Source organism: Neorhizobium sp. 05N33 (assembly GCF_056397445.1).
On the sequence record NZ_JBFTNK010000002.1, the window covers coordinates 414,643 to 433,195 of the forward strand.

16 protein-coding genes are annotated in these 18,553 nt (G+C 62.0%); 7 read left to right on the forward strand and 9 right to left on the reverse strand.

Going from position 1 to position 18,553, the window contains the following annotated elements:
• Window positions 1-7 precede the first annotated feature (7 nt).
• Both AC1DLT_RS06345 and nadE read left to right on the forward strand, forming a co-directional pair.
• On the forward strand, window positions 8-1,561 hold the full coding sequence (locus tag AC1DLT_RS06345; protein WP_477486223.1) for a class I adenylate-forming enzyme family protein: 1,554 nt from the start codon (window positions 8-10) through the stop codon (window positions 1,559-1,561).
• Window positions 1,558-2,556, forward strand: coding sequence for an NAD(+) synthase (nadE, locus tag AC1DLT_RS06350; RefSeq protein WP_477486224.1), 999 nt, complete (start codon window positions 1,558-1,560; stop codon window positions 2,554-2,556). The genes AC1DLT_RS06345 and nadE overlap by 4 nt, the downstream gene beginning before the upstream one ends.
• A gap of 6 nt (window positions 2,557-2,562) precedes the next feature.
• On the opposite strand, the gene AC1DLT_RS06355 is transcribed toward nadE, so the two are convergent.
• Window positions 2,563-3,675: a hypothetical protein gene (locus tag AC1DLT_RS06355; RefSeq protein WP_477486225.1), complete on the reverse strand. Its 1,113-nt coding sequence runs from the start codon at window positions 3,673-3,675 to the stop codon at window positions 2,563-2,565.
• 98 nt (window positions 3,676-3,773) lie between these two features.
• Complete coding sequence (locus AC1DLT_RS06360) at window positions 3,774-4,166, reverse strand: PRC-barrel domain-containing protein (protein WP_046610899.1); 393 nt, start codon at window positions 4,164-4,166, stop codon at window positions 3,774-3,776.
• A gap of 265 nt (window positions 4,167-4,431) precedes the next feature.
• On the opposite strand from AC1DLT_RS06360, the gene AC1DLT_RS06365 reads away from it, so the two are divergent.
• The 3 genes from AC1DLT_RS06365 to pgi all read left to right on the forward strand — a co-directional run bounded on the left by AC1DLT_RS06365 (window position 4,432) and on the right by pgi (window position 9,224).
• Window positions 4,432-6,129, forward strand: coding sequence for a long-chain-fatty-acid--CoA ligase (locus tag AC1DLT_RS06365; protein ID WP_477486226.1), 1,698 nt, complete (start codon window positions 4,432-4,434; stop codon window positions 6,127-6,129).
• 137 nt (window positions 6,130-6,266) lie between these two features.
• Entirely contained in the window at window positions 6,267-7,511 is a 1,245-nt protein-coding gene (locus tag AC1DLT_RS06370) for an alpha/beta hydrolase (RefSeq protein WP_477486227.1), read from the forward strand.
• A gap of 87 nt (window positions 7,512-7,598) precedes the next feature.
• Window positions 7,599-9,224, forward strand: coding sequence for a glucose-6-phosphate isomerase (gene pgi, locus AC1DLT_RS06375; RefSeq protein ID WP_477486228.1), 1,626 nt, complete (start codon window positions 7,599-7,601; stop codon window positions 9,222-9,224).
• 58 nt (window positions 9,225-9,282) lie between these two features.
• Here the strand turns inward: pgi and AC1DLT_RS06380 are convergent, their stop codons facing one another.
• The 3 genes from AC1DLT_RS06380 to AC1DLT_RS06390 all read right to left on the reverse strand — a co-directional run bounded on the left by AC1DLT_RS06380 (window position 9,283) and on the right by AC1DLT_RS06390 (window position 12,245).
• Window positions 9,283-10,209 (reverse strand): carbohydrate kinase family protein, encoded by a 927-nt coding sequence (locus AC1DLT_RS06380; protein WP_247136752.1) that lies wholly within the window; start codon window positions 10,207-10,209, stop codon window positions 9,283-9,285.
• Between the two features lie 76 nt (window positions 10,210-10,285).
• Window positions 10,286-10,981, reverse strand: a complete 696-nt coding sequence (locus AC1DLT_RS06385) for an orotate phosphoribosyltransferase (RefSeq protein WP_477486229.1) — start codon at window positions 10,979-10,981, stop codon at window positions 10,286-10,288.
• 85 nt (window positions 10,982-11,066) lie between these two features.
• Window positions 11,067-12,245 (reverse strand): GGDEF domain-containing protein, encoded by a 1,179-nt coding sequence (locus AC1DLT_RS06390; RefSeq protein ID WP_038539329.1) that lies wholly within the window; start codon window positions 12,243-12,245, stop codon window positions 11,067-11,069.
• A 227-nt stretch (window positions 12,246-12,472) separates the two neighbouring features.
• On the opposite strand from AC1DLT_RS06390, the gene AC1DLT_RS06395 reads away from it, so the two are divergent.
• Window positions 12,473-12,856: a hypothetical protein gene (locus AC1DLT_RS06395; protein WP_247034396.1), complete on the forward strand. Its 384-nt coding sequence runs from the start codon at window positions 12,473-12,475 to the stop codon at window positions 12,854-12,856.
• A gap of 29 nt (window positions 12,857-12,885) precedes the next feature.
• On the opposite strand, the gene pyrC is transcribed toward AC1DLT_RS06395, so the two are convergent.
• Window positions 12,886-13,923 carry a dihydroorotase gene (gene pyrC, locus AC1DLT_RS06400; RefSeq protein WP_477486230.1) on the reverse strand — a complete coding sequence of 346 codons (1,038 nt, stop codon included), beginning with the start codon at window positions 13,921-13,923 and terminating at the stop codon, window positions 12,886-12,888.
• 231 nt (window positions 13,924-14,154) lie between these two features.
• Here pyrC and AC1DLT_RS06405 point away from each other — a divergent pair, with 231 nt between their 5' ends.
• Complete coding sequence (locus AC1DLT_RS06405; protein ID WP_477486231.1) at window positions 14,155-15,081, forward strand: tetratricopeptide repeat protein; 927 nt, start codon at window positions 14,155-14,157, stop codon at window positions 15,079-15,081.
• A 4-nt stretch (window positions 15,082-15,085) separates the two neighbouring features.
• Here AC1DLT_RS06405 and AC1DLT_RS06410 read toward each other — a convergent pair whose 3' ends face one another.
• From AC1DLT_RS06410 to AC1DLT_RS06420, 3 genes are all read right to left on the reverse strand, one after another.
• Window positions 15,086-16,123 carry a 4-hydroxyproline epimerase gene (locus AC1DLT_RS06410; protein ID WP_477486232.1) on the reverse strand — a complete coding sequence of 346 codons (1,038 nt, stop codon included), beginning with the start codon at window positions 16,121-16,123 and terminating at the stop codon, window positions 15,086-15,088.
• 15 nt (window positions 16,124-16,138) lie between these two features.
• Window positions 16,139-16,846, reverse strand: coding sequence for an SDR family oxidoreductase (locus AC1DLT_RS06415; protein ID WP_477486233.1), 708 nt, complete (start codon window positions 16,844-16,846; stop codon window positions 16,139-16,141).
• A gap of 81 nt (window positions 16,847-16,927) precedes the next feature.
• On the reverse strand, window positions 16,928-18,460 hold the full coding sequence (locus tag AC1DLT_RS06420) for an ArnT family glycosyltransferase (protein WP_477486234.1): 1,533 nt from the start codon (window positions 18,458-18,460) through the stop codon (window positions 16,928-16,930).
• Window positions 18,461-18,553 lie beyond the last annotated feature (93 nt).

Sequence of the window (18,553 nt, forward strand, 5' to 3'; positions counted from 1 at the left end):
TGCGCCGATGCGCATAGAGGCCCGGCTCCGCGACAGCGCCAGACGTTTCGGCGACAAATGCGCGCTCATTGCGGGCGACACCCGGCTGACCTATGCGGAACTGGATGCCTCATCCAACCGGCTCGCCGCAAGCCTTGCCCGCAGGGGCGTCAAGCCCGGCGACCGGATGCTGATGGTGCTGGACAACGGCCATGAAGCGGTCGTCAGTTTCTTTGGTCTCTGGAAGGCGGGCGCCGTGCCCTGCCCGCTTTATCCGTCGATCAAGGCGGAAAAGCTCTCTGTCATTCTCACCAACACCGAGGCTTCCGCGGTCATCACCCATGCCCGTCAGCGGGCAACCGTGGATGCGGCCATTGCCATGGCGAAGATGCAGCCGCTGACGATCGTCGCCCAGGCGGATGCCGGCGACGATCTCGGTCATGGATTGCGGTTCGAAGATCTGGTCCGCGGCGAGGTTTCGGTTCCGCTCGGGAAATTCGAAAACACCGAAACGTTGGCGCTGCTGCTCCACACTTCGGGCTCCACCGGCCAGCCGAAGGGCGTGATGCTGACCCATGCCAATGTCGAGGCGGCCTGCGAAGCGATTGTTGCCTATCTCGGCAATACGTCCGAGGACGTCGTGCTCAGCGTCCTGCCGCTGTCCTTCGGCTACGGCATCACGCAGGTGGTGACGATGGTGATGGCCGGCGGCACGCTGGTTCTCGAAAAGAGCTTCGCCTTCCCACGGAAAATCCTCGAACGGCTGGCAGAGGTAAAGGCCACAGGTTTCCCGCTCGTGCCGCCGATGGCCGCCCTGATTACCGGCATGAAGGATCTGGAGCCGGGTTTCCTGCCACATCTGCGCACCATCACCAGCGCCGCCGCAGCCATGCCGCCGGCCATTGCCGAACGGCTGCAGCAGCTTTTTCCCGACACCCGGCTTTTCCTGATGTACGGCCAGACGGAATGCCTGCGCGCCACCTACCTGCCGCCTGAAGAGGTTTCCCGCAGGCCGCTTTCGGTCGGCCGCGCCATTCCCGGCACCAGCGCTTTCGTGATCGACGAGGACGGACATCCCGCCCCTCCGGGCACGATCGGTGAACTTGTCGTCGAGGGGCCGCATGTGATGTCCGGTTACTGGGGCAACGGCCTGACCTCGGTAAGGGCACTTTCGCCGGTTGCGGGCGGTAGGCGGCTGCACACCGGAGATCTCTTCCAGGCGGATGCGGACGGCTTTCTCTATTTCATCAGCCGGCGCGACGACATCATCAAGACACGCGGCGAGAAGGTCAGCCCGCAGGAAGTCGAGCGCGCGCTCTATGCGCTGCCCGGCATCAAGGAAGCTGCGGTTGGCGGCATCGACGATCCGATCTTCGGCCAGGTCGTTCGCGCCTATGTGGTGGTGGAGGACGGCGTGACGTTTACCGAGCGGGAAGTCATCCGCCACTGCGCTCAGTTGCTTGAAGATTACATGGTACCGAAAAGCGTCGAGTTCCGCGAGGCACTGCCGCGCACGACGACCGGCAAGATCCGGCTCGGCGCGGATGAAACAAACACAGTCACACGGGGGAATGTCGCATGATCCAGAGCCTGAAGCAGGCCCAGAGGGCGGAGAAATTCTCGGCCGAGACGCTAAAGCTCGATGCGGAGGCCGAGATCGAACGCATCTGCGGCTGGCTCCGGGAGACGGTGCTGAAGGATTTACGCAAACGCGGCGCGGTGCTGGGCTTGTCCGGCGGCATCGATTCCAGCGTCACCGCGGCCCTTTGCGCCCGCGCGCTCGGTCCGGGCAAGGTGGCGGGCATCTTCATGCCGGAACATGATTCCGATCCGGACAGCCTGAAGCTCGGCAAGGCGCTGGCGGAAGCGGTCGGAGTCGAAACGGTTCTCGAAGATATCGGTCCGGCGCTTGCCGCGGCCGGCTGCTATACCCGCCGCGACGGCTTCATTCGCCAGATCGTCCCGGAATTTTCCGAAGGCTGGGGCTGTAAGGTGGTGCTGGAAAATGCGCTGACCGGCCGCGGCTACAATATTTCCTGGTTGGTGGTCGCCAATCCGGCTGGCGAGCAGAGCCGCCATCGCATGCCGCTCGAGGTCTATCTCGGCATGATCGCGGCCGCCAACATGAAACAGCGCACCCGCAAGCAGATCGAGTATTATCATGCCGACCGGCTGAACTTTGCCGTCGCCGGCACGCCGAACCGCCTCGAATACGACCAGGGCTTCTTCGTGAAGAACGGCGATGGCGCGGCAGACTTCAAGCCGATCGCGCATCTCTACAAGAGCCAGGTCTATCAGCTTGCCGAAGCCCTCGGCGTGCCCGCCGACATCCGCCGCCGCCCGCCGACGACGGACACGTGGTCGCTGCCGCAGGGCCAGGACGAGTATTATTTCTCGCTTCCCTATGATCGCATGGATCTTTGCCTCTACGGGCTCGACAACAGCATAACGCGGGAAGAGGTCGGCGACGCCGCCGGGCTGACGCCGGACGAGGTGGACGCCGTCTGGCGCAATATCGCCGCGAAACGCAAGGTGGCGGAATATCTGCATGCCGAGCCGGTGACGATGCTCGGCTGAGAAGGCTCAGTCGAACCGGTCGCCGATCAGCCGCGTCCAGCCTTCGCCGGCTAGCCCGCTGATCAGCGCTTGGCCGGACCTGATCGGTTCCAGCAGGCTCTTGTCGCGCGCCTGCGCGACATAGAAGGAGCGGCCGTAAAATATCGTCTTGCGGCTCATCAGCGCCGGGATCAGCCATGGATGTCCGCTGCCGCGTATGCCGGAGCATCCTATTTCGTAGGCGTGTGCGAACAGATCGTCCACGAGGTCCGGGGTTGCATTCGGGGTCGATAGCGCCCCCAGCAGCCAGCCGATTTCGCCAGGACCGGCAAAATAGACGTAAGCTGCAACCGGCCGTCCGTCGGAAGCTAAGCCGACGCGCCACTCGGGATAACCGAAATTCCGCTTGTCCTCCGCCTGCCTCAGAAACCACCCCAACGAACGATCATCCCAGCGCGGGCGAAGCGGATAGTTCATGGCAAGCGTCAGAAGTGACGAACCGAACTCTTCACGGGTGACATCCCGGAAAGTGATCTTGGAGGCGCCCCGCTCGGCCGGACGAAGAGGTGTCAGGCGGGTCAAAACTGCGCCGCGATCGGCAATCCGACCGAGGGGACGTAAAAGGGTTGCGGGCCGCAACCGCCTGGCGAGGATCTCGACCGCTGCGGAAGCCGGACGGAGGATGCGCAGCCAGTTCATGCTATAGCCGGGATCGAGCGGATGGCCGGCCTTCTGCCACATGCCGAGCGCCGTGGCATTGGCGGTCTCTGTCAGCGAGATATCCTGCGGGCCGGTGAGGAAGGAGCGCAGCAGCCGCGCACCGGCGAGTGGATTTTCCTTCGGGTTCCGAACCATCATCGAGCCGGCAAAGGCTGCGCGAAGCGGCCGGCCATCGAGCTCCAGCCGCGACGGAAAGACGCCGATGAAACCGGAGACCCTTCCATCAGCCTCCACAAACACCTTGGACCGGATGTCGGGCTCAGCCCAGGGATGACCGAAAAAGGCTTCTTCCAGATAGGCGATCAATGAGGGCGACGGCGCTTTCGACTTGCGAAACGTCTCCTGGAAAAGCTGCGCTACCGCTTCGATATCACCGCGCTCGAGATCGCGGACCATGCCCGCTTCCGTCTTTCCCGTCATCGCCGTCCCCTTGTGGCGAGGACCTTGCATCAGGAGGATTAAATAAACGAAAAGAGGCCCCGCAATACGGAGCCTCCGGAGTTCCGTCGGCGGAACGCTTACATCCAGTAGGGCGGAACGCCATAATAGTCGTAGATCGTCCGGCCCTTGTCGTTGTACCAGGTATCGTCGTCCAGATCGCGATAACGCGGGGCGCCGGTGATCTGGTCCTTGGTCAGGTCGATGCGGTAGCCATCGAGTTGTTCGTCATAACGAAGCTTTTCCCAGGGCAGCGGGTAATAGTCGTCACCGATGCCGAGAAAGCCGCCGAAGCTCAAGACCGCATATCCGACGCGGCCGCCGCGCTTTTCGAGAAGCACGCGAACGATGGAGCCGATATGCCTGCCGTCGGCGCCATAAACCTTTGTCCCTTCGACCTTGTCGCTGGCGATCAGCGATGGGCTGTCCTTGACATAGGGGTCCTGTCCGGCACGGGGTTCTTGATGCAACATTTGCGCACCTCCTTTGTGATTCCTCATGCATTTTGTTAGGTTGGGAAAACGCCGTAGCCTTTCGGATGTTCCGCTGTCGTCCAAATACGCTCGCCCACGCCTATCTGACGTTTACGTCAAAGTTAGATAGCTGTTTAAATCTGTGCCTATGGCTTGATGCTACCGTGGCATGGCATAAGCTGTTGTTCGCGGGAAGGTGGAGGACCTGGCCCGCACGCGCCGGGAAAGCGCGGGATAACAAGAAAAACGATAGAGGAGGTCCAGCATGAACGAAGTCACCGCACGTACCGGTGCCAATCCGCCCAAGATCTGGCTTGCCTCCTATCCGCCGACCGTGCCGGCCGAAATCCCGCCGCTGCAGCATCAATCCCTCGGATCACTGTTCGAGGAAAGCTGCGCGCGCTACGCCGACCGCCCCGCCTTTTCGAGCATGGGCAAGGCGCTCACCTACCGAGCGCTCGAAGCGGAAAGCCGCAAGGTCGGCGCCTGGCTGCAGGCCCAGGGCCTGGTCAAGGGCGACCGCGTGGCGGTGATGCTGCCGAACATTCTCCAGAACCCGGTGATCGTCTACGGCATCCTTCGCGTCGGCATGGTCGTCGTCAACGTCAATCCGCTCTATACGCCGCGCGAACTGGCCTATCAGCTCAAGGATGCTGGTGCCAAGGCGATCTTCGTACTCGAAAACTTTGCCCACACCGTACAGCAGGCCTTGCCGCAGACGGAGATCAAGCACGTCGTCGTCGCCACGATGGGCGACATGCTCGGCTTGAAGGGCCATATCGTCAATCTGGTCGTGCGCAAGGTGAAGAAACTGGTGCCGGAATGGTCGCTGCCATCGGCCCGAAGCTTCAAGCAGGTGATTGCCGAAGGCGCCCGGCAACCGATGAATGCGGTCGAGGTCTCGCCTCGCGATATCGCCTTCCTGCAATATACCGGCGGCACGACCGGCATCTCCAAGGGCGCGATCCTCACCCATGCCAACCTGCTTGCCAACAAGGAACAGATGGCCCTGTGGCTGGAAACCGCCTTCCTCAACAAGCCGCGCCCGGAGCAGATCCAGTTCCTCTGCGCCCTGCCGCTCTATCACATCTTTGCGCTGACGGTGAATTCGCTGATGGGGGTTGCCACCGGCAGCCACAATATCCTGATCGCCAACCCGCGTGACATTCCGGCCTTCGTCAAGGAACTGCAGAAGTACAAGATCCACGTCTTCCCCGGGCTCAACACGCTGTTCAATGCGTTGATGAACAATCCGGACTTCCAGAAGCTGGATTTCTCCTCGATGATCCTCGTTTTTGGCGGCGGCATGTCGGTGCAGCGGCCGGTCGCCGAACGCTGGCTGAAGATGACCCATAGCCAGATCACCGAAGGTTACGGCCTGTCGGAAACCTCGCCGGTCGCCACCGCAAACCGGCTCGACGCCACCGAATTCAGCGGCATGATCGGGCTTCCCATCTCGTCCACGGAAATCTCGATCCGTAACGACGACGATTCCGAGGTGGAACTCGGCGATGTCGGCGAGATCTGCATCCGCGGCCCACAGGTGATGGCCGGTTACTGGAACCGCCCGGACGAAACCGCCAAGGTCATGACGGCGGACGGTTATTTCCGGACCGGCGACATGGGCTACATGGACCGCCAGGGCTATACCAAAATCGTCGACCGCAAGAAGGACATGATCCTCGTCTCCGGCTTCAACGTCTATCCGAACGAGGTCGAGGAAGTCGTGGCGACCCATCCCGGGGTGCTGGAATGTGCAGCGATCGGCGTGCCGGACGAACATTCCGGCGAGGCGGTGAAGCTCTTCGTGGTCAAGAAGGATCCGAGCCTGACGGAGGCGGACGTCAAAGCCCATTGCGTGACCAACCTGACCGGCTACAAACGCCCGCGCTTCATCGAATTCCGCACCGAGCTGCCTAAATCCAATGTCGGCAAGATCCTGCGGCGGGAGCTGCGCGGCTAACCTACCGTTGCAACGCTGCGACAGATGACGACCAAGCGTGTGCCGTAAAGCCGGAATCCTTCCGTTAGCGGTGGACGATACCGCAGTCCTTGATTAGCCCTTTCCGCGGGGGCTGGGCAAAGCATGTTGGAGTTCGCTTGGAAAGCCGCGCCGGATTTTCGTTTCATGTGATTGCCGTTCTCACGGTGCTGAGCGTTCTTGCAGGTTGTGCGGGGCGCCCCGAAGGCGTGCTCATTCCAACCCAGACGCAAGCAGCCGGGACCTCGAAGGTCGACGTGCTGGTGGCAACTACGCGACGCCCGACAGAGACGCCCGGCGTGCTGTTTTCCGGCGAGCGCGGCAAGGAGCCTGTCGTCACCGAGATTGCCGTTTCCATCCCGCCCGACAAGGCTCGCGAAGTCGGGCAGGTGCAGTGGCCATCGAAGCTGCCCGCCAATCCGGCCAAGGAGTTCGCGACGGTTTCCGTGACGCCGCTTGCCACCTCGGCGGCTCAATCCTGGCTCAAGGGTCACCTGGGCAAGAGCCGTCGGGTGTTCGTCTTCGTGCACGGGTTCAACAACCGCTACGAGGACGCAGTTTATCGTTTCGCCCAGATCGTCCACGACTCCAACGCGGATGTGGCTGCGGTCCTGTTCACCTGGCCGTCACGCGGCAGCATCTTTGCCTATAACTACGACAAGGAAAGCACCAACTATTCCCGCGATGCGCTGGAGGAGATGCTGCGACGGCTGGCGAAGGAGCCTGGCGTCGGCGAGATCACCGTCATGGCCCATTCGATGGGATCGTGGCTGACCGTCGAGGCGCTCCGGCAAATGGCGATCCGCGACGGCCGGGTGGCGCCGAAGATCCAGAACGTCATCCTTGCCTCCCCGGATCTCGATGTCGACGTGTTCGGCCAGCAGCTTGCCGAAATCGGCGAAAAGCGGCCGCATTTCACGCTGTTCGTTTCCCGCGACGATCGGGCGCTCAGCCTGTCGCGACGGATTTCCGGCAATATCGACCGGCTCGGCCAGGTGGATCCGACCGTCGAGCCTTATCGCAGCGAATTCGAGAAGGCCGGCATCGTGGTTCTCGACCTCACGGCGCTCAAGACCGGCGACCGGCTGAACCACGGCAAATTTGCCGAAAGCCCGGAGGTGGTGAAGCTGATCGGCAACCGACTGATTGCCGGGCAGACGGTGACCGACTCGGACGTCGGGCTCGGCGAAACGCTCGGCGCCGTGGCCCTCGGGACGGCTCAGACCGTGGGCAGCGCCGCCAGCGTAGCCGTCAGCACGCCGATCGCCATCTTCGATCCGACCACCCGCCGGAACTACAAGGACCAGGTCGACCGCTTCGGCAATTCGGTCGGCAATGCCGTCGAAACGGCGGTTGGACAATAAACGCATCGCCGCCACGGCCGTGCTTGATTTGACATCAAAACGGAATAGGTTCCCGATCATCCCATTTCGAGTGCCGAGGAACCACCCATGCAGGCCATCGTCCAAGACCTGAAGTCCACCGTCGCGAAAACCAATGCCACGGATATCCGTGCCGCCTTCGCAGCCGATTCCGGCCGTTTCGCAAAGTTCAGCGCCGTTTTCGACGACCTCCTGATGGACTATTCCAAGACGGGCGTGAACGACGAGATCATGGCGTTGCTCGAAAAGCTGGCAGATGCCGGCGGCGTTGCGACCAAGCGCGAGGAGATGTTCTCGGGCGTCGCGATCAACTTCACCGAAGGCCGCGCCGTGCTGCACACGGCACTGCGCAACCGCTCCAATACGCCTGTGCTGGTCGACGGCAAGGACGTGATGCCGGATGTCAACGGCGTGCTCGCCGCGATGGGCAAGTTCGCCGACGGCATCCGCTCGGGCGCGCTGAAGGGTGCGACCGGCAAGAAGATAACCGATATCGTCAATATCGGCATCGGCGGCTCCGATCTTGGCCCGGTCATGGTCACCCTAGCGCTGGCGCCTTTCCATGACGGCCCACGGGCGCATTTCGTTTCCAACGTCGACGGCGCGCATATCGCCGACACGCTGAAGCTGCTCGACGCGGAAACGACGCTGTTCATCGTCGCTTCCAAGACCTTCACGACCGTCGAGACGATGACCAATGCTGCCTCGGCGCGCGCCTTCATCGCCGACAAGCTCGGGGAAGCGGCCGTTGGGCATCACTTCTGCGCCGTCTCCACCGCGCTCGACAAGGTCGCCGCCTTCGGCATCGACAGCGACCGCATCTTCGGGTTCTGGGATTGGGTCGGCGGACGGTATTCGATCTGGTCGGCGATCGGCTTGCCGCTGATGATCGCTGTCGGGCGTGAGAACTTTGGGAAGTTCCTCGACGGCGCACATGCTATGGACACGCATTTCCGCACTGCGCCGGTGCGCGAGAACCTGCCGATGCTGCTCGGCCTGATCGGCTTCTACCACCGCAACGTTCTCGGTTATCCGTCGCGCGCTATCCTGCCCTATGATCAGCGGCTGCTGCGCTTCCCGGCCTATCTGCAGCAGCTCGACATGGAATCGAACGGCAAGGGCGTGACGATCGACGGCACGCCGGTCGAGGGTAATTCCGGTCCTGTCGTCTGGGGCGAGCCGGGCACCAACGGCCAGCACGCCTTCTACCAGCTCATTCACCAGGGCACGACCGTCATCCCGGCCGAGTTCATGATCGCCGCCAACAGTTTCGAGTCGCATCTGCGCCACCAGCACGAGCTGCTGATCGCCAACGTCCTGGCGCAGTCGGAAGCGCTGATGAAGGGCCGCACCTTCGAGGAGGCCAAGAAGCAGCTGACCGACAAGGGCATGGATGACAAGCAGGCCGATTTCATCGCGCCACATCGCGTCTTCACCGGCAACCGCCCTTCGATCACCTTCGTCCACGACAAGCTGACACCGTTTGCGCTCGGCCGGCTGATCGCGCTCTACGAACATCGGGTGTTCGTCGAAGGCGTGCTCTTCCGCATCAACTCGTTCGACCAGTGGGGCGTCGAGCTCGGCAAGGAACTGGCGACCGGCCTGCTGCCCGTCGTGGAAGGCAAGGAAAGTGCTTCCGGCCACGATGCCTCGACGCAGGGGCTGGTGAAGGCGCTGCTAGCGGCCCGGAAATGACTTTTCGGCCCTCATCAGGGGGCCGAACTATTTCCCTTTGCAGACCGAAGATAGGACCTCAGAGACCGATCTCATGGGCGAAAGGCGGGTTGGCGCCCGCCCGCGATACCGTGACGGCAGCGGCCTTTGCGCCGAGTGCGAGAGCTTTGCTCACGGCATCCTCGGTCAAGCCCGCAACCTTTTCCTTGGTCAGCAGGTCCTGCATCTTCAGCGAGGCCAGAATGCCCGCATCGAACGTATCACCTGCGCCGACTGTATCGACCACCGTCACGCGCTCGCTCGGCACCGAAACCTTGAAGTTTTTGGTATAACCGGTGGCGCCATCCGCCCCACGGGTGAGGACCACCAGCTTGGCGCCCTGGTCCAGCCAATGCGCAGCCAGCGTGTCATGGTCGCCTTGCATGCCGAACCAGTCGAGATCCTCGTCGGAGAACTTGATGATGTCGGACATGGCGGCCATCCGGCGGACGCGGTCCATGTGCTTCGGTTTGTCCTTGATGAAGCCGGGGCGGATGTTCGGATCGAAGGAGATCACCCGCTTGCGGTATTCGCGCGCCATCAGCGCCTCGTAGGTCGCGCCGCAGGGTTCGGGGATCAGGCTGATCGCGCCGAAATGCATGGCTTCGCAGTCATCGCCGAGCACCGGCAGGTCGGCCTCGGTGATCATCCGGCCGGCAGTGCCTTCGTCGTAGAATGCATAGGTCGCCTGGCCGTTGACGAGTTTCACGAAGGCAATCGTGGTCGGGCGAGAAGAGACAGCCGCAAGGCTGTAGTCCACGCCGCTCTTTGCCAACGTGTCCCGCAGGACATCGCCCATCAAGTCATCGGAAATGCCGGTGAAAAACGCGGTCGGCTGCCCGAGCCGCCCAAGCGCTATCGCGGTGTTGAAGATCGCACCGCCGGCGTAAGGCGCAAAGCCTTTTTCACCGAGCGTGGTGTCACGCGGAAGCATATCGATCAGGGCTTCGCCGCAGCACAAAATCATAAAAATCCTCCCGCGCGCTTTCTCAGCAATTTTCAATCGATTAAGCGAGCTTTTGCCAAAAGGCCAGAGCAAAAAATCAGAGAGCGATCTCGCTGACGCCGCCATTGCGTCCCGACCAGGCCAGCGGCGCGTCGAGGAAGGCCTCGACTTCCGAGAGCGTGTTGTCATCGAAAAGCTTGCCTTCCCTGGCTGCCGCCAGGACGTTGCGCCAGGTGGCGATGTGATGCAGCTTTACCTGGCCGTTCGAGAAACGCTCGTAGGCTTCCGGGAAAATATCGTAGAAGAAGAGCGCGATGCCGTGATCAACGGTAGCGCCGGCGGCGCGGATCGCATCGATGAACTTGAACATGCTGCCGCCGGCGGTCGTCAGGTCCTCGATGACCAGCACGCGCGCGCCTTCCGGCAGATTGCCCTCGATCTGCGCATTACGGCCGTGACCCTTCGGCGCCTTGCGGACATAGATCATCGGCAAGCCCAAGCGTTCAGCAAGGAAAGCCGCGAAGGGGATGCCCGCCGTCTCACCGCCGGCAACGCAGTCGAACTTCTCGAAACCGGCGTCGCGCATGACCGTCGCGGCCGCAAAATCCATGATCGCCGAGCGGATGCGCGGATAGGAAATCAGCTTTCGGCAGTCGATATAGACCGGGCTCATCAGGCCGGAGGCGAACTTGTAGGGCTTGTCGGCGCTGAAATGAACCGCTCCGATCTCCCAGAGCATCTTTGCCATCAGTTCGGCCATCACGCCGCGGTCTGGAAATGTGGTTTGAATCATGCGCCCGCTCCTTTTGTCAAAACCACGCGCCGCAATAGCAGCATGCGGCAGAGTATGCCAGACGATGTGGAAAATAAGGAGGGGATCAGGCGGTGGTGCGGGTTTCGGTCAGGTCCACCGGCCGCAGATAGCCCGCGACATGCACGCGGTCGCGGCCGGCCCGTTTTGCTTCATAGAGTGCGGTGTCGGCAAGGCTCAGCACTGTTTCGAAAGGCTGGCCTTTCGGGGCACCGACCGCCACACCGGCGCTGACGGTGCATTTCAGCATAGCCTCGCCGATGACGATGTCGCGGGCGGCGAAGCGGCGGGAGATGTCGTTGGCGATCCGCTCAGCCCGTCCGGGAAGGACTCCGTCGAGGATCATCACGAATTCCTCGCCGCCAAGCCGCGCGACGGTATGGCGGGTTTTCATGCCGCTCGCGAGGTCTTCGGCAAACAACCTCAGCACCTGGTCGCCGGCGGCATGGCCATGCTGATCGTTGATGGACTTGAACCGGTCGATATCGAAAACGATGACCGCGGTCGACGAACCGAGCGTGCGATGGGCATGCTGCTCGAAGAGAGCGCGGCGGTTGAGAAGCCCTGTCAGCGCATCGGTCATCGCCTCGTGGCGATGGTGGGCCGCCATGCGCCACTGGTGGAGCGCCAGCGACAGCGCGCCGATGCCGGTCATGCCGGCGATGCAGACAGCGATATTGAGGTTTTCGGCCCAGTTGTCGGGCGCGTGGCCCAGCACCCATTGTTGCCCGTCGATCAGGACGACGGCACATAGCGCGAAAGACACCGCGGTGGCGGCGTAGAGCACCGCCATTCCGATGAGCGGTCCCGGCGCCTCCCGGCGTGCCCGCCAATATTGCCTGGCGGTTTCGAGGAGTAGCCCCGCCGTGGCAAGATTCATGACGATGAACCCGAGGCCATCGAGGCCGGCAATCATCAATGGCAGGCCGAAAGTGACGGAAGCAGCGGTAATGGCACCGGCCATGACCCAGGGCCGGGTCCCGCTGCGGAACTGCACCGATGCGGCATAGATCGTGCCGAACCCCGCCATCAGGAACGTGTAGGCGATCGAGGCACCCATGACGTCGGCCTCGACCGTATAGGAACTATAGGCGAAAATGCCCGAGACAGTGAGGCAGAGCGCGATGACAAGGGTAAGAAGGAAGGAATCGGTGCGACGCGAATACCATGTGCCGAACAGCGTCACCATCAGGCACGCCGCCGAGACGCCCAGCGCGAGCAGAAGAGAATGGTAGTCGAGCATCATGCCTAGCTTTCTCTTCGGGTACATCCCCGCGCGAAAATCTTGGGCGCCAAGCTAAGCCCGGATTCTATCCAAAAGGTTACCGGATCGATCACGTGTTATCTGTCCCATCCGAAGCCGTTTCATCAGCAATCTCGTTTATAGATCGCCGCGAACTACACGGAATGGATGTACATCCAGGTCCCGCGTCGCTATGCATTCTCCATCGCACACAGGGGGAGCGTTTCCATATGTCCGTAAATTTTCTTAGGGCATTTCTTGCCGTCGTCGCCATGGTTGCGGTTTCCATTGCCACTCCAGTCCAGGCCGCATCCTATAAGGAACTGGTCAGCCAAGGGTACAAGACGGGCAAGCTGACACGCGGCCCGAGCGGCGCACAAGGCTGGATCCTGTCGAAAGACAAGACCCGGGAGTTTTGCCTGATGACAGCAACGTCTGCCTATGTCGGAAAAGCCGGCATGGTTGCTTTCACGTCAGCGGGGCGCCAAGTCAAGATCGACCGAAAGGTCTTCGAAAGCCATGCCGGCAGCGCAGGCCCCCTGCCGCAGCTCGAAGACCTGAATGCCGGTCGGCCAAGCCCGGACGATGTCGGTGTATGCCGCCCCGTGAAATAGGGAGTTGATCTGACGGTTCCGGAGGGACGTCACGCGACGTCCCAATGAAGCGGGAACATCGGATCGAAGACCGTGATCGGCCCGGCGCCGCTGTCGCGCTTGTCCGGAAACTTCACCGGACCATCACGCTTTTCAAGCGTGATGGTCTCTTCATTCGGCTTCAGTCGGTACCAGGCCGGGCCGTTGAGCGAGGTGAATGCCTCCAGCTTGTCGAGCGCATTGTCGTCCTCGAACACATGCGCAAGGCAGCTCATGGTATTGACCGACGTGTAGATGCCGGCGCAGCCGCAGGCGCATTCCTTCAGCGGATCGACATGAGGGGCGGAATCGGTGCCGAGGAAGAAGCGCGCATCGCCGGATGTCGCTGCCGCCCGCAGTGCGAGGCGATGGTTCTCGCGCTTGGCGACCGGCAGGCAGTAATAATGCGGGCGAATGCCGCCGACCAGGATGGCATTGCGATTGATGATCAGGTGGTGGGTGGTGATCGAACCGGCGAGATTTCCCTCCGACGATTTGATGTAGTCGATGCCATCGGCGGTCGTCACGTGCTCCATGGTGACTTTCAGTTCCGGCAGGCGCTTGCGCAGCGGATCGAGCACTGTCTCGATGAAGACGGCCTCGCGGTCGAAGATGTCGACTTCCGGCGTGGTCACCTCGCCGTGTACGCAGAGCGGCAGGCCGATCTTCGCCATGCGCTCCAGAACCGGCATCGCCTTGTTGAAGTCGCGTACGCCGCCATGGGAATTGGTCGTAGCACCGGCGGGATAAAGCTTCACGGCTGAGATCAGCCCGCTCTTGCCTCCCTCTTCCACATCGTCCGGATCGGTATGCTCCGTCAGGTAGAGCGTCATCAGCGGCTCGAAGCGATCACCGGCCGGAAGGGCGGCGAGGATGCGCTCGCGATAGGCCCTGGCATCCGAGGTCGTCACCACCGGCGGCACCAGGTTGGGCATGATGATTGCGCGTGCGAAATGTCGGCTCGTATCGCCGATCACCGCCTTGAGGACGTCGCCGTCGCGCAGGTGCAGGTGCCAGTCATCGGGGCGGCGGAGCGTGAGCGTTTTCATGGGAAGCTTCCGGACGTGATCGATTTGTCCGCCATAACATCAATGGCTCGGCCAAAACAATCCGATCATGCGAGGAACCTACAATCCAGCAGGCCCGATGCAGATTACTTCTCACGCAAACGTGCGGGATCCAAAGGCTCATCGCGCACGAAAGATGAAAGGCACACGGAACCGGCGCCCGCTAGCAGCGTTCGTTAAGCAATCTGAAGAATCAGTAAATCGGAGCGAACAATGAAATCCCGCTTCTCCAAAGTCAACAGGGGTTTTGCGATTGCCACAGGTACTGCTGCAGCGCTCTGCGCGCTGACCGTTTCGCTAGGCGCAGAGGAGCGGGCCAACCTGCAACTCGCGTCTGCCATGCAGACGGAGTGCGATCGGCTCGCCGGCAGCCCCTACGATCAGCAGCGCAACGGCGAATTCGCCCCGGTCGGCATTTCCGATATAGACGGCACCGCGGTGGACGCCTGCCGCATGGCCTATGACACGACCGGCAACCCGCGCTTCGCCTATCAGCTCGGCCGGGCTCTCAACAAGACCCAGCAGGCCGGCCAGGCGATGAGCGCGTATGACATTGCGGTCAAGGCGGGGTATCCCGCCGCCAAGGTCAATTTCGGCATGCTGATGGGCCGGCTCGGCGACGAGCGATCCGAATTCCAGTTCTATACGGAAGCCGCCAACAGCGGCAACGTTCTTGCCGCCTACAATCTCGGCGTCGCCTATCGCGATGGCCTCGGCACCCAGCCGGATGTCAAGCGGGCGCTCAGCTGGTTCGAAAAGGCGGCAGCGGAAGGCGACGATACCGCCGCCTTCAACATTGGCGCGATCTATGACGAAGGCCACCTCGTGGAGCAGGACGACCAGACGGCGATCGCCTGGTACGACCTTGCGGCCCAGCGCGGCAATGCCGATGCAATGATCAATCTCGGGCTGATGTACGAAGCCGGCGAAGGCATCGAAGCAAATGCTCTGAAGGCTGCCGAAATGTACGGCAAAGCTGCCGAGAAGGGCGACGTCTTCGGCGCCTACAAATTCATGCAGATGCAGGAACTGGGTGTTGTCCCGGGTCCGAGCGCCCCCGCGGCGACCGAAGGGGTCAATTCGCTGGTGCTGAAGCCGGGCGACATGGAACAGACGGCCGGCAACGGCAAGGAGATCTGAAAGCTCAGATTTCTCCGGCGGACGGCCCCCATACGTCGGTCATCGCAAAGCCGTCCGACAGCGGATCGAACGGATCGAGGGCGATCTGATGCAGACCGAAGGTGAACCCGCGGCCGGTGATCGTCGGGATGATCGCCGGCTTTCCGGCGACCTCCGTTTCGGACGCCAGTCCCACCTCGAACTCAGAACCGATGATCGACCGTGACTTGAAGACGTCCCCCACCTTTACCTTGCCGCGCGCATGAAGCGCTGCCAGATTGGCGGAATTGCCGGTGCCGCAGGGAGAACGGTCCGCCCTCCCCGGCCACATTGTCGTGCAGGTGCGCACCGTACCGTCGGCCTCCGTATCCCGGAACATCACATAAGCGACGCCTGAGATTGCCGGAATTTCCGGATGCACGACCTCGACCTGCCTGTTGATCAGGTCCTTCAGCACCATGCCTGCCTGGACGAGTGCTGCCGCATTGCCCTTCTCGATGGTCAGGCCGACCTGGCCGACATCCACCAGTCCGTAAAAGATCCCGCCATAACAAAGGTCAAGCGTGATCTCGCCCCATGACGGGGTCTGAACCTTGACGTCGAGTTGATGCACGAAGGACGGCACCATGGTGAGCTTCACCTTCTCGCAGTGCCCGTCGCGGCAGGTTGCCGTTGCCCGCACGAGGCCGGCGGCGGTTTCCAGCGTCACGACGGTTTCAGGCTCCTGCATTTCGACGATGCCGGATTCCAGAAGCGCTGTCGTGACGCAGATGGAGTTCGAACCGGAACTCGCATGTGCCTGGTCCGGCTGCAGGATGATGAAGGCGGCGTCCGCATCAGGATGTTTCGGCGGCAGCAGCAGGTTGACCGAGCCGATCGGCGCTCCGCGCGGCTCGAGGCAGAGGAAGCGGCGAAGTTCATTGCCCTTCGGATCGGTGTTCAGCCAGCGAAGCTGATCGGCAACCGTTTCGCCCGGGATCTTCGGCACGCCGCCGATCGCGACCTTGCCGATCTCACCTTCGCAATGAACGTCCAGCAGCTGGATCGTGCGCTTCCATCTCATCCCATATGCTCCCGATCAGACGTGGCGAGTGATGCCGCCATCAACGCGGATGTTCTGGCCGGTGATGTATCCCGCACCATCCGAAAGGAGGAAGGCGGCTGTCTTCGCAACTTCTTCCACCTGTCCGACGCGCTTCATCGGTACCTTTTCCGCCGTCCCCGGCTTGTGGTCGAGACTGTCGATGAAACCAGGCAGGATGCAGTTCATGCGGATGTTGTCGGCGGCATAACGGTCCGAATAGAGTTTGGTGAAGGCGCCGGCGGCGGCGCGATAGGTGCACGAGACCGGGAAGACGAGCGAGGGCTCGTAAGCCGCGAAGGTTGTGATGTTGACGAAGGCGCCCTTGCCTTGGCTCAGCATGACCGGCGTCACCAGGCGCGCCATGCGCACCAGAGACAGGATCATCATGTCCGAACCGAGCGTCCAGTCCTCGTCGCTGATATCGAGCAGGTCGCCCTTCGGCGGGTGGCCAGTATGATTGACCACGGCATCGACGCGGCCATAGGTCTTCATGGTGAGGTCGAAAATCGCCTGGATGTCCTCGGCCTTTTCCGCGACGCCCCGCGAGGCGACGCCGCCGAGCTCGGCTGCCAGCGTCTCGCAGCTTTCCGAGGGCGACATCAGTGCAAGCTTGTAACCCTGAGCGTGCAGTTCGCGGGCGATCGCCTCACCCATGCCGCGCCCGCCGCCGGTAATCAGCGCGACCTTTTCCATCTCAGCCATCGGAATCTCCTCTAAGCCTTGTCCGCCTGCGAACAGGTTTCCCGAACAGATATATCAGCCTCGCCGGTTTGCCTACCGTCTTCAGCGAAGCCAGAGATAACCGAGGTTGAGTTGAATTTTACCGTCGCCGTAATAATAAGGCCGGGAGAGGGATTTTGCAGGCGATGGGGTCAGTCCGAGCCTCTCGATCGAGGAAAGATCGATCGACGGCGAGCCAGGCGTCCCCCCTTCATCGGCCCAGATCGCCAGAACTGGCGCTTTCATGGCGTTCGCAGCCGGGAACCCGGCGATCGGCTGCTCCGAATTGATGACCGGTACATCGGGAAACTGTAGCCGCATATTGCCAGCCAGGTTCATGCCGGCTGCAATGATCACCGCCGGTCGACCTTCAGCTTTCAGAGCCTCAGCGACGGAGGCGAACGGATAGTTGATCCGGGTGTAGCCGCCGGTGAGCCCGCCCGTCAGCGTCTTGCCCGCCAGCGGCACCAGCGTCACGAGCATGATGACGGCGAAGACGGGGACGAAGCGCCTGAGATGGGACGTGGTATCGATACCCGCTCGCTCCAGCTTCAGAAGCAGATAAAGCGGCAAAGGCAGAAGATAGGGATCGAGCCAGCGCTCCGTAATCTTGGTCGTCCCCGTGAAAAGGATGACGAGCACGACACCGAGCAGGCCCACCGCCATCATCAGGCCCAAAAGGCGCGTCCAACGATCTCCTGCCTTCAGCGATTGCCTGAACTCCCTTTTAAAGGCGACCGCGAAGATGACGACCGTCAGCGCGCCGAACGCGATGCAGGCAAGCATCAGCGAGCCGAGGGCACGTGCAATACGGACGGCGCCATGCGGTGCGTTCGCCTCGACCATCTTGCCGATCGTGCCAGATGTCGCGAGATCGAGGTGGCCGAGAAGCCAGAGGGCGTGCGGGAGGACGATGACCAGGCTGACGATCGCAGTCAGCAGGATGCGCGGATCAAAGAGACGGGCGCGCCATTCCCTGTCGCAGGATACGGCGATGATGGTAGCGGCGGGCAGCAGCGCGAAATTGTATTTCGAGATCGTGCCGATGCCGATCGCGACCCCAAGGATCAGGTAGCCCTGCCAATCCGCCCGGACAAGGGTTCGGAAGAGCCCGTAGAGGAACAGCGCCGTCGCCATCAGCACCGCGACGGTATGGGTCAGATCCTGCTGTGGCATGTAGGAGAGTTGCGGCAGAGTGAGCAGGCTCAGCATCGCCAGCGCCGCAAAGCCGGGCCGCGGATGGAGTTCGCGTGCCGCCATGCCGAAAAACACGTAACACGACAGCAGCATCAGGAATTTCGGCAGGGTCAGCGAGAAAAGCGAAATGCCCGTCACGCTGACAAAGGCATTCTGAACCCAGTTATAGAAAGGCGGCTGCGGCCCGTAGCCGGCCAGCCAATATTGCGAAAACAACGCCTGCTCGGCCTCGTCCAGCGTCAGCGCGTTGGGAAGCGCCAGGCGAACAGCGACGCTCAGCAAGAAGTAGGCGCCGAGAAAAAGCGCCGCAGGCCCAAGGCCACCGGCCAGAAGCCCTGCCAGCCGGCCGGGCTTTTTCAACTCTTCGGAACGCACCGCGTCCACGCTCCCACGATTCATTTTCGCCTTATAAGAAAGTTATCATACGAAGCGGATGGCACAGCCTGCGACGCGGATCAATAGAAACCGCGCGCCCGCCGTTTGATAACTTGC

Bases quoted from the DNA above. Each gene is read 5' to 3' on its own strand.
- AC1DLT_RS06345 (WP_477486223.1), top strand. From the start codon at position 8: ATGCGCATAGAGGCCCGGCTCCGCGACAGCGCCAGACGTTTCGGCGAC.
- nadE (WP_477486224.1), top strand. From the start codon at position 1,558: ATGATCCAGAGCCTGAAGCAGGCCCAGAGGGCGGAGAAATTCTCGGCC.
- AC1DLT_RS06355 (WP_477486225.1), bottom strand. From the start codon at position 3,675: ATGACGGGAAAGACGGAAGCGGGCATGGTCCGCGATCTCGAGCGCGGT.
- AC1DLT_RS06360 (WP_046610899.1), bottom strand. From the start codon at position 4,166: ATGTTGCATCAAGAACCCCGTGCCGGACAGGACCCCTATGTCAAGGAC.
- AC1DLT_RS06365 (WP_477486226.1), top strand. From the start codon at position 4,432: ATGAACGAAGTCACCGCACGTACCGGTGCCAATCCGCCCAAGATCTGG.
- pgi (WP_477486228.1), top strand. From the start codon at position 7,599: ATGCAGGCCATCGTCCAAGACCTGAAGTCCACCGTCGCGAAAACCAAT.
- AC1DLT_RS06380 (WP_247136752.1), bottom strand. From the start codon at position 10,209: ATGATTTTGTGCTGCGGCGAAGCCCTGATCGATATGCTTCCGCGTGAC.
- AC1DLT_RS06385 (WP_477486229.1), bottom strand. From the start codon at position 10,981: ATGATTCAAACCACATTTCCAGACCGCGGCGTGATGGCCGAACTGATG.
- AC1DLT_RS06390 (WP_038539329.1), bottom strand. From the start codon at position 12,245: ATGATGCTCGACTACCATTCTCTTCTGCTCGCGCTGGGCGTCTCGGCG.
- AC1DLT_RS06395 (WP_247034396.1), top strand. From the start codon at position 12,473: ATGTCCGTAAATTTTCTTAGGGCATTTCTTGCCGTCGTCGCCATGGTT.
- pyrC (WP_477486230.1), bottom strand. From the start codon at position 13,923: ATGAAAACGCTCACGCTCCGCCGCCCCGATGACTGGCACCTGCACCTG.
- AC1DLT_RS06405 (WP_477486231.1), top strand. From the start codon at position 14,155: ATGAAATCCCGCTTCTCCAAAGTCAACAGGGGTTTTGCGATTGCCACA.
- AC1DLT_RS06410 (WP_477486232.1), bottom strand. From the start codon at position 16,123: ATGAGATGGAAGCGCACGATCCAGCTGCTGGACGTTCATTGCGAAGGT.
- AC1DLT_RS06415 (WP_477486233.1), bottom strand. From the start codon at position 16,846: ATGGCTGAGATGGAAAAGGTCGCGCTGATTACCGGCGGCGGGCGCGGC.
- AC1DLT_RS06420 (WP_477486234.1), bottom strand. From the start codon at position 18,460: ATGAATCGTGGGAGCGTGGACGCGGTGCGTTCCGAAGAGTTGAAAAAG.